This is a genomic window from Campylobacter sp. CFSAN093249 (assembly GCF_011067895.1).
GTDB lineage: Bacteria > Campylobacterota > Campylobacteria > Campylobacterales > Campylobacteraceae > Campylobacter_D > Campylobacter_D jejuni.
On sequence record NZ_JAAMWM010000007.1, the window covers coordinates 1 to 14,278 of the forward strand.

General features: G+C 28.4%; 11 protein-coding genes and 3 pseudogenes. 6 read left to right on the forward strand and 8 right to left on the reverse strand.

Translation table 11 applies throughout. From position 1 onward, the window contains the following. Positions 1-967, reverse strand: a 967-nt coding sequence (locus FBF10_RS07190; protein ID WP_172671602.1) for a cache domain-containing protein, incomplete at its 3' end; no start/stop codon positions are given. A 79-nt stretch (positions 968-1,046) separates the two neighbouring features. Between FBF10_RS07190 and FBF10_RS07195 the strand changes: the two are divergent. Then, positions 1,047-1,477: pseudogene (locus tag FBF10_RS07195) on the forward strand (MerR family transcriptional regulator). A gap of 7 nt (positions 1,478-1,484) precedes the next feature. On the opposite strand, the gene FBF10_RS07200 reads toward FBF10_RS07195, so the two are convergent. Beyond that, entirely contained in the window at positions 1,485-1,808 is a 324-nt protein-coding gene (locus tag FBF10_RS07200) for a metalloregulator ArsR/SmtB family transcription factor (RefSeq protein WP_020247134.1), read from the reverse strand. Between the two features lie 103 nt (positions 1,809-1,911). Here FBF10_RS07200 and FBF10_RS07205 point away from each other — a divergent pair. The 4 genes and pseudogenes from FBF10_RS07205 to FBF10_RS07220 form a co-directional block, all read left to right on the forward strand. Beyond that, positions 1,912-2,007, forward strand: a pseudogene (locus tag FBF10_RS07205) (NAD(P)-dependent oxidoreductase); the annotation flags it as partial. A 175-nt stretch (positions 2,008-2,182) separates the two neighbouring features. Continuing rightward, positions 2,183-3,058: an MFS transporter gene (locus FBF10_RS07210; protein ID WP_052789879.1), complete on the forward strand. Its 876-nt coding sequence runs from the start codon at positions 2,183-2,185 to the stop codon at positions 3,056-3,058. A 56-nt stretch (positions 3,059-3,114) separates the two neighbouring features. Beyond that, positions 3,115-3,533: pseudogene (locus tag FBF10_RS07215) on the forward strand (cupin domain-containing protein). A gap of 107 nt (positions 3,534-3,640) precedes the next feature. Then, positions 3,641-4,393, forward strand: a complete 753-nt coding sequence (locus FBF10_RS07220; RefSeq protein WP_052789880.1) for a carboxymuconolactone decarboxylase family protein — start codon at positions 3,641-3,643, stop codon at positions 4,391-4,393. 77 nt (positions 4,394-4,470) lie between these two features. Here FBF10_RS07220 and FBF10_RS07225 read toward each other — a convergent pair whose 3' ends face one another. The 4 genes from FBF10_RS07225 to FBF10_RS07240 all read right to left on the reverse strand — a co-directional run bounded on the left by FBF10_RS07225 (position 4,471) and on the right by FBF10_RS07240 (position 12,081). Next, the gene (locus FBF10_RS07225) at positions 4,471-5,955 is read right to left on the reverse strand and encodes a class I SAM-dependent DNA methyltransferase (RefSeq protein ID WP_002909060.1); all 1,485 of its coding nucleotides are present in this window, start codon (positions 5,953-5,955) and stop codon (positions 4,471-4,473) included. Positions 5,956-6,102: 147 nt separating this feature from the next. Beyond that, positions 6,103-7,347, reverse strand: a complete 1,245-nt coding sequence (locus tag FBF10_RS07230; RefSeq protein ID WP_020247170.1) for a restriction endonuclease subunit S — start codon at positions 7,345-7,347, stop codon at positions 6,103-6,105. Between the two features lie 18 nt (positions 7,348-7,365). Next, on the reverse strand, positions 7,366-9,768 hold the full coding sequence (locus FBF10_RS07235; protein WP_052789881.1) for an AAA family ATPase: 2,403 nt from the start codon (positions 9,766-9,768) through the stop codon (positions 7,366-7,368). 3 nt (positions 9,769-9,771) lie between these two features. Continuing rightward, positions 9,772-12,081 (reverse strand): type I restriction endonuclease subunit R, encoded by a 2,310-nt coding sequence (locus FBF10_RS07240; protein WP_020247169.1) that lies wholly within the window; start codon positions 12,079-12,081, stop codon positions 9,772-9,774. Positions 12,082-12,211: 130 nt separating this feature from the next. Between FBF10_RS07240 and FBF10_RS07245 the strand changes: the two genes are divergently transcribed. Continuing rightward, the gene (locus FBF10_RS07245; protein ID WP_165433907.1) at positions 12,212-13,288 is read left to right on the forward strand and encodes an NAD(P)-dependent alcohol dehydrogenase; all 1,077 of its coding nucleotides are present in this window, start codon (positions 12,212-12,214) and stop codon (positions 13,286-13,288) included. A gap of 2 nt (positions 13,289-13,290) precedes the next feature. On the opposite strand, the gene FBF10_RS07250 is transcribed toward FBF10_RS07245, so the two are convergent. Beyond that, on the reverse strand, positions 13,291-13,842 hold the full coding sequence (locus FBF10_RS07250) for a hypothetical protein (RefSeq protein ID WP_002873046.1): 552 nt from the start codon (positions 13,840-13,842) through the stop codon (positions 13,291-13,293). Beyond that, on the reverse strand, positions 13,843-14,184 hold the full coding sequence (locus FBF10_RS07255) for a helix-turn-helix domain-containing protein (RefSeq protein ID WP_002860673.1): 342 nt from the start codon (positions 14,182-14,184) through the stop codon (positions 13,843-13,845). Positions 14,185-14,278 lie beyond the last annotated feature (94 nt).

Consider the following 14,278-nt stretch of genomic DNA (forward strand, 5'->3'; position numbering starts at 1 on the left):
TAGCTGCAAGTGGAGAGAGGTATTTTGATACGATGAAATAAAGGAGGATGACGCTAAATACTACTACAATAATGACAACAATGGCTTGAATAAATGCAGCTTTATAAATAGGTTTATTTATAATATCAGCGCTTTCGGTAATACAAGCTGTATAAGCAAAGACTTTAGTACAAGCTCCAAGTCTTTCTTCATTATTTAACTTATAAGAGAAGAAGTTGTTATCACCATGAGCTTTATATGCATTTAAAACAGGAGAATGATCAATGGATGGATTTAATAATTCTTTATTGGTTGCTGCAAATATTTTATTTTTTTGATCAAATAAAAAAGTATTTCCAGGGGTTTTTGCAACTAAATTTTGCAAATCTTCTGATGGTATATCGACACCCAGTACCCCTATGATTTTACCATCTTTATAAATAGCTTTAGAATACGTTATTACATATTGTTTTAAAACTGTATCTAAATATGCTGGTGTAACAAAAATATCATTTGTTTTTAAAGCTTCTTGATACCAATCTTTTGTCTTTATATCTAAATCATCACGTAATTCAGGCATTTTTGCATCATTAGATTTTTGACTAAGTAAAACTTTTCCATTGTTTAAACCTAAATAAACATTTAGTGCATTTATACTATGACGATAATATTTCAATATTGGACCAACATTGTTAATAATATTTTCTTCAGTGATTAAAGATTGATAAGGTAAGTTCGCGATATCTTTTTCTAAAGCTCTAGTAAAAGATTGATTTGTGGAACGGAAATCTTCAACGGTAGATTGTGTGACTTTAAGTAGGTCAGTTTGATTTTTAAGAGTGCTTTCATATAGTGAGGTTTTTGTAAAATAAAAACTTACAATACCTAGAACAATTAAGGCAAAAATTGCAATTAAATTTGCAATGAGGGAAAGTTTGATTTTAATACTATTCATTATTTTCCTTTTAATCTTTGTTATTTTTAGCATAAAACTAATAATTTGGCTATTATTTTATCACAAAAAAATAAAATAAATTTTTATTTTTATCTTAAATAAAGGAGAAAATATGGCTTATACTATAAAAAAAGTAGAAAAAGAAACAAAAATTAGTGCTCATACTTTAAGATTTTGGGCTAAAAAAGTTTGTTTCCTTTTGTTCAAAAAGATGAAAATAGTGTGAAATATTTTTCAAAAAGCGATATAGAATGGGTAAAATGGATAGAATGGCTTAGAATTTCAGGTATGCCAATAGAACAAGTCAAACATTATATAAAACTTTGCTCTTTGGGTATAAAAACTGCTAAAGAAAGACAAGAGATGTTAAAGCAAACAAAGAAAAAATTACAAAACCAGATTAAAACATTAAAAGAAAGTGAAAAAGTTTTAAGCAAAAAGATAAAAATTTATGAAGAAATGCTTGCAAATGAAGTCGATGGGTTTAATCCAGAAAGCAAGGACTATCAACCTTGTGATAAATTGCATAAGTTTAAGGGTTGATTTTATATTAAGGGCAAATTTGGGTAATAATATTTTCATTTTTTTTAATAGCATTTTTAAGCTCTAAATTTTTGATATTTTCAAAAAGATCTAAATGCAGCTTTAAAAGCTCATTATTAATCCCATAATACGCCCAAGTTCCTTGACGCCTTACATACAAAAAACCCGCATCTTTTAAAATTTTTAAATGTCTTGAAAGTCTTGATTGACCCATGTTTAAGAGCTCTTGTAGATCACAAACACAAAGTTCTTTGTATCTTAAAAGATGATGCAAAATCAAAATCCTACTTTCATCATTGATTGCTGAAATGATGGTTAAAAATTTTTGCATTTTATTTCCTTAAATTAAATTAATAAAAATTCCAAAAGATATAGCCACGCCTAAAATAATCATAACAAATAAAAATAAAAATTTTATTTTAAACATTTGTTTGAGTAAAATCAGCTATAGTGATTATGCTAGTGCTATGATAGACATAGTGCTTAATTCTTGCTATGAAAACACACGCATTGGAGTAATAAGCCTATAAATAAAAGATGCCTTATGCTTTTAAGGCATCTTTTATTTCTTTTAAATGCTTATTTTGAAGTTTTAGATTTTTCTAAAGATTTTATTTAATATAGATAAATATTTTTATTTTAGGTTATTGACTTAGACCTACTCTCATCTTTTATACTTTTAAAAATATTAATTGAAAGGATAAAATGAAAAATTTAAATAAAGCTTCAAATGCTCAAATTATTCTAGTATTTTGTTTAGGGGTATTTGGGATTTTGAGCACAGAACTAGGGATGATGGGTATAATTCCTATTGTTTCTCAAAATTTCAGTGTAAGTATTTCAGATGCGGGTTGGTGTGTGAGTATTTTTGCACTCGTGATAACTTTTTGCGCCCCTATTGTCCCGCTGCTTTGTGCAAATTTCAATCCTAAAAAACTTATGCTTATTTGTTTAGCTGTGTTTATCTTAAGCTCGTTAACTTCCGCTTTTGTGGGTGAATTTTGGCAATTGCTTATTTTAAGATACTCGCTTTTATGGATTAGAGTACTTTGTGTTATTTGTATAAATGCTGGAATTTGGGGTTTTTACTCTTATTTTTCTGATTTCTTACATAGTGTAGGAAAGATGAATTTTACTTTAATTAGTATTGTATTGGCTATTTATGGTTTTTCAAATATTATAGGCAATTATATAGCCGGAAAGACCCTTGTTAAAAACGCAAATTTTACTTTGATTTTAACACCTTTAATTATGATAGGATTTTATATTTTACTTTTTAGTTTTTATAGTGAAATTATACTTATAATATTTGCCTTTATATTAGGAATTTTAGCAGGTGTGATGAATAACGGCACGCATTTTATGATAAGTTATCCCTTTCCAAAGGCTGCTAATTTTAGCAATGGACTTTTTATAAGCGTGGCCAATATAGGATTAAGCACCGGAACTGCTATTTGTGGACTTGTGATTTCTTTGAGTGATACGCGTTATATTATCGTAAATACTATTGTTTTGTTGATTTTAGGAATTATCATGATTTTTGTAAGAAGTAGGATAGAAAAAATGAAATTAAGATTTTAAATTTTTATTGACTTAGAGTAGCTCTCATGTTTTATAATACTAAAAAAGGAGGTAAAATGCAAGAATTAGAAAAAGCAGGAATTCATGGAAGTTTTAAAGGCGATAGTAATTTTTTAGCAAAAATGTAAAAGTTTCTATGATGTTTAAATCAAATGAGTGGAGAAATTTTAGCGGGGCTTTGGTTGAATTTGAAGCCAGTGCTAGAAGTGCGTGGCATACTCATCCTCAAGGACAAACCTTAATCGTAACAGAGGGTGAAATCATCACAAAAGTTCCAGGCCAAAAAGCCTTTATAGCTAAAAAAGGCGATGTCATAAGCTGTCCTATAGGAGTAAAGCATTTTCATGGTGCAACTAATACAAGTAGTGGAGCACACATAGCACTTACAGGCGAAAAAGAGGGTAAAAATGTAGAATGGCTTGAGCTTGTAAGCGATGAAGAATATGAAAATGCCTTAAAAGAAGCAAGAGAGTAGAGAAATTTGTAAATAAAACACAAAAATTTTTATAAAAACTTTTATGTTTTTGGAGTATTTTAAATGCTCTTTTTTTATAAACTTTAAAAACTACAAAGGATAAAACCATGCAATTAAGACAAAAAGCAAGAGAAATTTTTGAAAAACTCTTAGGAGTAAAAAAGGATCAACTTTTTGCAAGTGATAAAGAGTATTTTATCAATCACATAAATTTTACTTTTGGAGAGAGTTTTGTAAAAGCAAATTTGGATACACAAAAATATTTTTTAATCGCCCTTGCTTCTACTTTAGCAGTGGGTGGAAAAATAGAGTTTAAAGCTTTACTTCAAGGTGCAATCAAGAACGATATAAGTCCTATTGTCATTAAAGAAGTGATTTATCAAGCTACGCCTTATGTGGGTTTTGCTAGAGTATGTGATTTTTTAAGCCTTTGCAATAAAGTGTTTAAAAAACTAAATATCGCCTTAGTTTTAACTCCACAAGGCACTACTACGCAAGAAAATCGCAAAATAAAAGGCAGGGAAATACAAAATGCTATTTTTGGTGAAGCTAATATCACTAAAATGATAGAATCTACCCCAGAAGATAAAGCTTTTATAAATGATTTTTTGAGTGCGAATTGTTTTGGAGATTACTATACACGCATGGGACTTGATCTAAAAACTAGGGAGCTTTTAACCCTTGTATATCTTATCTCACTTGGTGGGCTAGACAATCAAGTAAAAGCTCACATACAAGGCAATCTTAACATGGGGCAAAGTAGAAAAGATTTGCTAAATATCATTGCAGCTCTTATTCCATATATTGGCTATCCAAAGGCTTTAAATGCCCTAAATTTGCTTGATGATATTAAAAAGTAGAATGCAAGCAATAAATATTTATTGTAAATTGAGCTTAGAAGTTATTTGTAAATTAGTTTTTATCAAAAAACTTGCAATCATTTTAGTATGCTTTTAAGCTCATTTAGATATTCTTGTTGTATTTTTAGATTTTCTTCTAAAGAATTTAAAATCTCTTCACTAGTTTTTAGGATTTTTTCTTCTTTTACATTTGGATTTTTAGCACTTAAATCATAATTTCTTTCTTCAAGCTCTTTTTTGCTAACAAGCCAAGAATTAGCAGTGATTTTTCTTTCTTTGTAGCACTTTAGAAATTCTTTAAAATGTGTGTATTCTAAAGGCTTATTTTTAGTAAGTTTATAAGGTGGTATAAGCTCGTAGTAATAAACTCCATCGCCTTCACAAATACATTTTTTACCTTTAGAGAAAAAAAGCACATTAGTCTTAACAGCACTATAAGGCAAAAATACCCCACTTGGCAAACTCAAAACGCATTCTAAATTAAAATCATCTAGTAAATCTTTTTTTACACTCACAAAGGCATTTGAATTTTGAAAAAGTACACCTTCAGGCACGATGATCGCACATCTTCCATTGTTTTTTAAAGATCTTAAAATGTGTTGCAAAAACAAAAGTTCAGTAGCGTTTGATTTTATAGGAAAATTTTCTTGAATTTGTTCTTTTTCTTTACCTCCAAAAGGTGGATTTGCAAGGATTACTTCGTATTTTTCTTGTTCTGTTATATCTGTGATTTTTTTACTTAAAGTGTTTGTTTTTATGATATTTGGACTTGAAATTTCATGTAATATCATATTCATAACGCCCATTGCATAGCTAAGAGGAGTTTTTTCTTTACCAAAAAGAGCATCATTTTTTAAAAATTCAAGCTCTTCTACGCTTAAATTTGCTTTTTTGCCTTTGGTTCTGTCTTTATATAAAATATGTAAAAAACTCTCAACTAAAAATCCACAACTACCACAAGAAGGATCATAAATTCTTTCTTTTGGTTTAGGATCTATTACTTCCACCATAGCCTTTATCAAAGGACGAGGGGTGTAAAATTCTCCACTATTTCCACCATCGCTACCCATATCTTTTAAAAGTTTTTCATAAACTTCACCTAAGGCAAATACTTCATCTTCTTTATTAAAACTAATCTCATCAATGATATTTATCACTTCTCTTAAAGTATGTCCATTTGCTATGCGATTGTCTATAAATTCAAAAATTCCACCGATTTTATACTCTATACTTTTAAAATCATCATTATTTTTAAAATTTTTAAGATAAGGAAAAAGCTCTTTATTTACAAATTCAAGCAAATCCGATCCACTTAAAGCATTTTTTACATCAAGTTTGCCATCTTTTTTAGGTGCTGCCCAAACACTCCAGCTAAATTTTTCTTGCAAAATGCTTTTATAATCTTTGCCATCTAAAAACGCTAAATCTTTTAAATTTGTCTCATAATCATCTAAAAATTTTAAAAAAAGTATCCAGCCAATCTGCTCTGTATAATGCATAGCACCGCTTATACCATCATCTCTTCTTAAAATATCTGTGATTTTATCGATTTTGTTTTGCATTTTCTTCCCTTAAAACCTTTAAAATAATTTTATCAAAGTCTAGTTTTATTTTTGTATATTTTTGTTTTTGAACTGCAATATGTTAAAAAAATCAAAAATTTTTAACATATCAAGCCAATGTGTTAAAATTTGGCAAATTTTTTAACATTATAATTCTCCCTTAAAAGCTTTATCAAGTAAGGATTGCTTAAGTTCTTCATAATCTTTTAGTTCTTTAGTGTAAAGCTCTTTTAAAGCCTTTGCCTTTTCAAAGATAAAATCTAAATGCTTTGTGATTTGCTCTTGCTCTTTGAGTGGGGGTAGGGGGATTTTAAAATCTTTTATCTTTGCTTTACTTACTTCTTTATAAGTTGTGCCTTGTGCTAACAATTCTATTTCTTTAGTAAAATGTTTTAATGCAAAATATAAAAATTCATAATACAATATACTTTCATCGCAAATAAAATTCTTATAACCTTGATTTGTCGCGGTTTCTACCTTCGCAATACTTATCTCTCCAATTGATGCACGAGATGAGAAAATTACAGAATTTATAGGTAATAAAATTGCATTACTACAATCCAATCCTTTTTGCGTAATTTTCCTTTTTGTTCCATACAAATATTTTTGTTTTGTATCTACAAGAGTAGCCCAATAATAGCTTTTTTCAAATTGCACTTCATCTGCTTGGCTTGAATACCAAAAAATAGGATTTTTTGTATCTGGAGTACCACCGCCTAAAATTTCGCAAATTTCCCCTAAGCTTTTCCATTTCCAGCCTTGTGGGAGTTTATAGTTTTCTTTAGCATTGTCTTTTAATGGATTGAAAGCTTTTTGCAAGGCGCTTTGCATTAACTCATCTAAATTTAGCAAATTCTGCTCTAAGATTTTTATACTCTCATCTATCTTTGCAAAACTCTCATCTAAAATTCCCACTATCCTTTCTTGCTCTTTTATGTCTTTTGGATAAATAATTTCAAGTTTAGAAAATTCAGTCTTATTTAAAATAGCTAAAGTTGTTTGGGGTGCTTTTGAAAATAATATAGATTGAAATTTAGAAGATATGCAATAATAATAAATATACTCGGCAATTATATTTTTGTGAGGGATAATTGCATTTATTTGCTGATTGCAACTCCCAATAACTCTAGTTAATGCTACTTTACCCAAAGAACCTATACAAACTACAAGGATTGTTTTAGGCGGAAGCTGTCTAGCTTTATCAAAGCCTAGTTTTGATAGATTATCCCCAGCATTTTCTAAAAAATACCCTTGCTCGAAATCACTCGGCTTAAAAAATGGATAATCTTTTCCATAAAAATCTAAATTACTTTTACTAGGTGTTGAACCCGTAACAATTTCACCTATTTCACCAAGCTTTTTAACTTCCCAACCCTGCGGTAAATTTGTCATTGTATTGCCTTTTTCTATTTATTTACCTATACTTTTAACTAACGCTTTATATTGTTGTTTATCATTTTGTTTTATTGTTTCTAAAATAAATTTAGCTATTTTTTTGCTTTCTTCTATATCAATAGGTTGCATTCCTCTGCTAAGTATCTCTCTTAAATGTGAGTATTCATTTTGATACCTATTTATAATACTTGCTACCATTTTTTGATGATTTTCATCAATCCTATCACTTTGATATGTATCATTAAAAAATCTTTCGATTAATTCTTTATCTAAACTCTCAAAATTATTTGGATATTTAAAAAATAAATAAATCTCAAGAAATTTTCTTAAATTATTTCCAAAATTATAAACAAGAGAAATTTTTAAATCTTCATCATTTATACCATCAATATTTTTAAACTTATAAATTTGTTCAAAAAGATAATTAAATTCTGTTGTATATTTCTCTAAACATTTAGGTAATTTTTTAACTTCACTTGTTTCCATACTTTCTTTGACACTTTTTTCAATAAAATAGTATTGTGGAAAATCATACTCTTTTTCATCATTTTTGCTTTGTTTGGATTTGCTTTTCTTTAATCTTTTTATATATTTTAAAAAATCTAAATTATGCGTAGATATAAAAAATTGCTCAAAAGAATTTTTTCTTACTATTTCATTCTCTATCACAGAAAATATAAAAAATATATGATTATTATCAAGGCTAGAGATAGGATCATCTATCCATATTATAGGATTTTTATCTTTGGTGTTTGCATCTTTTAAACTTGCCACAAAATAACAAAAAGCAATTAAACTACACTCACCCTCACTTAAATTCTTAGCTTGCTTGCCATTTCTTAAAATTTCAAATTCTCCATTTAATTGCCCATTATCATCTTTTTTTGCTTTTAATTCTAATAGATTGTGTCCAAAATATGATTTTAAATATTTATTTATATTGCTTGTAGAAGTTTCTAGATTACTAAGCTTTGTCTTATAATTTTCTATTCTTTTATTTAAAAGGTTTATTTTGTTGTCTTGTGTTTTAATACTTTCCTCTAAAATATTTATATTTTGTTGTAGAATTTCAACTTCATCTTGTTTGGCAAGATAATCGCTATCTTTAGCAAACTTTGCTACTTCATTCAGTCTTAATCTTTCTCTTGCTTCATTTTGATTTGCTAATAATTTTTCTGTGTATTCATCATTTTCTTTGCATAAATTTTCAATTTGGTTTAATGTTAAAAATATCTCATTTGAAAAATCATTAATATTTTCTAACTTTATGGGAGTAAAAACATCTTTTTGTTTTTCTTTTATTTTTTTCTCTATTTTCAATATCTCTTTATTATAATTCGCAATACTTACTCCTAGTTGTTCTTTTAGGGCAATAAAACTATCTTTATAATTAGAATAAAAATTTTCATTTTTAACATCTTGTAATAAATTTTTTAATTCTAATTTATAATTTTCAAAATTATCTAATAAATATTTTAATTCTTTTTCAATTTTTTCTTTTTCTCCACTATCATCTTTTATGTTATTTTCAATCCAAACTATTCTTTCTAGTGTTAATGGGTTGTTGCAAAATTTACATTGCTGTGTAGATGAATGCTCTTTATGAAATTTTAAACCTTCTTCTAGCCATTGTCTTAATTCGCTTGTTAAATTTTCTTTAATGATAATTTTTTTTTCAAGAATTTCTGATGAATGTTTTAAAATATTTTGAAAATTATTTTTATTAAAATTAATTGTAAAATTTATATTTTGCTTTTCTTTGTCTTCTAAGATTTTTACAAGTTTATTTTGTGTTTCATCGTTAAGAATATAGATATTTACATCATTTTTAATTACAATTAAATCTTTTTCTAAATTTTTCTTATTATAGTCATTACCTTGTTTTGTCAAATTTGAACTACTTTTTATAACTTTAGCTTTATTTGTAAGATTTTCATTTAAAGTTTTTATTTTATCTTGTTGTTTTTTAGAAATATCATCTTGATTTATTTGTATGTTTTTTAACTTCTCATTTCTTTTTGCTAAAATTTCTTCTCTTTTTTCAATTATTTCTTTTATATTTTTTTGCTCCTCCCCTATGCTTTTAAAACCTTTTATATTTCCTTTTTTATCATATAAATAATTTAAGTTTTCCTTTACAAAATCACTATTATAAACCCTAATATCTAGATTAGATTTTATAACATCATTTTGGGTTAAAAAATTACCATCTTCTAATTTTATTTTAAAATTTCCATCCAAAAAATCTTCATTATGTTTTTTAAGCTCAAAACTTCTAGCTATCCTTGAAAGTGTAGTTTTACCTGAATAATTTCTACCATAAAAAATATTAATTGTTTTAAATTCTTCAAGATTATTACCCCATTTAAAATTTTTATAAGAGCCAAAATTTATTTCATTAAATTTTAAAATTTTCATTTTTTACCTCGCATAAATCTCCCTTTGTAAATCATCAAAGCTTTGTTTTAGAATTTCTAAGCCACCAAATTCATCGGCCAATTCTCTTACATTACCCAAAGAACTAAGTTCTATAAGTGGTTTTAAGCCATCATCAAAATCTTTTATGCCGTATTCTTGATATCTATTTAGTAAAAATTCTATAAATTTTATAGCCTTTTCTTTTTGAAAGCGTTTTAAAAACTCACCATTTTCTACTTGTAAAACACGCTCTTGCCTTGTTTTTATCTCGGCATTAAAGCTTAAATGTGCTAAAACATCGTATATATCACAATCTTTTTGAAAAATTTCTCTTAGATCTTTTAAAGCATTTTCATCTACTCCATCATTTGCAAGGGCTTTTAAAAATCTTTCTCTATTTTTTTGATCACTCCAAATTTCACGCAATTTTGCTTCATCATCATAATACTCACCAAGCTTTCCTATCAAAAATTCCAAAAACTCCTTAGTGCTAAGTGGCTTACCTTGTGCTCCTACATAAGTAGTTGTGATATCTAAAACCTTAAGTTTTGTGCCTTTTAAGTGTATGGTTACGCTCTTTTTTTCTTTGCTTTCTTCTTTTGTTTGTTTTATATGCTCTTTAGTGATTTTTTCTTTTTCATCTTGCTCTTTTAATTCTTCTATTTTTTCACCATCCCATTTTGGATCATAAAAAAGCTTAGTCGCACCGACAAAATCAAGTATGGTAAAAAAGTCTTTGCCTTCATAAACCCTAGTGCCACGCCCGATGATTTGCTTAAATTCCACCATAGAACCTATATTTGCTAGCAATACTATATTTCGCACATTTTTTGCATCAACTCCAGTTGTAAGCATTTTAGAGCTAGTAAGTATGACAGGATAGCTTTTATCATTATCTTGAAACAATTTTAGATAATCAAGCCCTATTTTACCTTCATCACTCGTAACTCTTACACAATAATCATCTCTTTTAACACTTTTATATTTATCTATAGCTCTTTTTACTTCATTTGCATGAGCTTGATTTACACAAAAAATTATGGTTTTATCCATAGGATTTATAAGCTCTAAAATTTTCTTAGCGATAAAGTCATTATAGTTTGGTAAAAAGATATTTCTTTCAAACTCACTTTGTTTATAAAAGCCTTTTTCAAGCTCACCTTGTATCAAATCATCAGGATTGTAAGTATAACCATCACTCAAAGTTGTTTTTATGAGTTTGACTTTATAAGGGGTTAAAAATCCATCTTCAATACCACTTTTAAGACTATAATCATAAACACTCTCACCAAAATACTCATAAGTGTCTATATTTTCTTCTTTTTTTGGAGTAGCGGTTAAACCAAGCTGAGTCGCATAAGAAAAATACTCAAGCACAGCTCTCCAGCTTCCTTCTTCGTTTGCTCCACCTCTGTGGCACTCATCTATGATGATAAGATCAAAAAAATCTTTTGGGTATTGAAGATAAAATTTGCTCTCTTGTTCTTCTTGGATGTTTTCTTGTTCTTTTGAATTTGCGGCTAAGCTTTGATAAATTCCAAAGAAAATATTTGCATTTGTTATGATTTTTCCATCATTTTTCTTTATTTCTTCAGCACTAATTGCCTTACAATCACTTTCTATAGGATTAAATTCTCCTAAGGCTTGATCTCTTAAGCTCACTCTATCACATAAAAATAGTATTTTAGGCTTTTGATCTTTGTTTTCTTTATTCCATCTTGCCTCTAACAAACGATAGCACAAATTAAAAGCTATGGTTGTTTTTCCTGTGCCTGTAGCAAGAGTGAGTAAAATTCTATTTTTGTTATTTATAATGGCTTCTATGACTTTATCTATTGCTATTTTTTGATAATATCTTAATTCTTTTTGCGGTATATACATAACATTTTGGGTTAAAAGCTTGTATTGCCATTCTTTGACATTGCCATAAATCCTATCAAAAAGCTCTTTAGGACTTGGGAATTTATCTATATATTTACCACTATGATTTCTTATATCGTATTCATAAATTTTTTCTCCATTGCTACTATATACAAAAGGCACATTTAAAATTTTTGCATATTCTATGCCTTGAGATAAACCATCTAAAGGATCTTTACTAAATTTTTTAGCTTCTATTATAGCAAGGTTGTTTCCTTCATATCTAAGCAAATAATCTGCAAATTTTCTTTGTGCTCTTTTACCACCTAAAAGCTTTCTACCATCTGTAAAATAATAATTTCTTTTTATATTTTCTTCATTCCAAGAACTATCATAAAGCTTTGCATCTATAAATTTTACTCTAGTATCATCTTCTGAATACAAATTTTGCATTTTTACCCCAAAGTGAAATTAAATTTTATAATTATAGCATTTATACTAATTTTTAAAAAATTATTTTCACTCTTGACTTATAGCTACTCTAATGTTTTATAATTATAAAAAAATCAAAAAAGGAGCAAAAATGCAATACAAAATTTTAGAAAACAATCGCATCGCAAGTAAAGGCTATGCAATGCTTAGCAAGGATGCGAAATTTACACCCTTTGAATTTAGCCGCCATGCTATTGGCGATAATGATATTTTGATTAAAATCCTATATGCAGGCATTTGTCATAGCGATATTCACACCGCAAGAAGCGAGTGGGAAGAAGCTACTTATCCTTGCGTGCCTGGGCATGAGATAGCAGGAGAAGTTATCGCTGTGGGTAAAAATGTGAGTAAATTTAAAGTAGGAGATTACGCAGGGGTTGGTTGTATGGTAAATTCATGCGGTGAGTGCGATGCTTGCAAACGCTCACAAGAGCAGTTTTGCGAAAATGGCAAAACCATCTTTACTTACAATAGTTGTGATGTATTTCATGGCAATGAAAACACTTATGGGGGCTACTCAAACAACATAGTTGTAAGTGAAAAATTTGCCGTTTGTGTGCCAAAAGATGCACCGATGGAAAAAGTCGCGCCTTTGCTTTGTGCAGGAATTACCACTTATTCTCCGCTTAAATTTTCAAATATCAAAGAAGGCTCAAGCGTAGCAGTAGCGGGATTTGGCGGACTTGGTATGATGGCGGTTAAATATGCTGTTAAAATGGGTGCAAAGGTTAGCGTTTTTGCTAGAAATGAAAACAAAAAAGCCGATGCTTTGGCTATGGGCGTGAGTTCTTTTTATACAAGCACAGATAAAAATGCTGTAAAAGAACGCTTTGATCTTATCATCTCTACCATCCCAACTCCTTATGATCCTAGTGCTTATATGGATTTGCTTAAATTTGGCGGTGAAATGGCGATAGTGGGTTTGCCACCTCACGAAGTTGCTCCAAGTATCAGCGTGATAACCTTTGTACATAAGGCAGGTAAAAAGGTTTATGGCTCGTTAATTGGTGGTATTGCTGAAACTCAAGAAATGCTTGATTTTTCTTTAAAACACGGAATTTATCCAGAAACCGAGCTTATTATCCCACAAGAAATCGATAAAGCTTATGAAAATCTAACCTCAGGAAAGGCTAAATTTCGCTATGTCATTGATATGAGAGATGAGTAAATTCAAGACTCTTTAAGAGTCTTGAATTTATACCAAGAAATGAAAAGCAAAATCGCACTAGCGCCCAACATAAAAAAGCCAAAAAAGGCGTTAAAATAACTTACAATCAAAGCCACCATAAAAAATTTATATACAAATAAAAACTCGTTCCAAGAACTAATTTTAGCCATTGTTTTAAAATGAAAATAGCCTAAAATAAAAGCAAGAGTGGTAAAAAATGCACAAAAATAAAATGCTAATTTTCCTTTTGTTTGTGAAAATAAAAAATTATTATATTCTATATAACATTGATAAAAACCAAAACTTGCTAAAACACAAAATAAAAATCCTAAAAAAATTAAAGCAAAGCTTATGCTTTTAAGCTTGAAAGAAAGCAAAATAATACTTAAAAAATAGAGTAAAATTCCACAAATCATACTTATAAAAATCAATGTCAAAATAATAATATTTCTTTCTTCTATAAAATAATCAAAAAATAAATAAAAGCATAAAGCAATACTTAAAGCAAATGCAAAAATGGCTAAAAATGCTAAAATTTTTATAGTTTTTATCATTTATTTTCCTTGTAATTTTTTATTTTCTTCTTCCCAATCGCACATTGCTTGTAAGATAGGAATTAAACTTTGTCCGCGTTTGGATAAGCTATATTCTACCTTGGGTGGAATTTGAGCGTATTCTTTTCTGATAATTAAACCATCGTTTTCTAGTTCTCTTAAGGTATTGGTTAAAGTTTTAAAAGATATGGAGCTTAAAAAGCGTTTGAGTTCATTATAACGCACGATTTCATAGCGAAATAAGCAGTATAAAATACTCATTTTATATTTTCCATTAATTAATGCTAGAGTATAGTTAAATCCACATTCTTCGAAATTGCACGGAGAATTCTCTTTAGTCATTTAACATTCCTTTAGTATAGTATATTGCTTTATTTTCTGTATTGAAAATGATATTATGCTAAGTTATAATTGTATCATAAAATTTAAAAAAGGA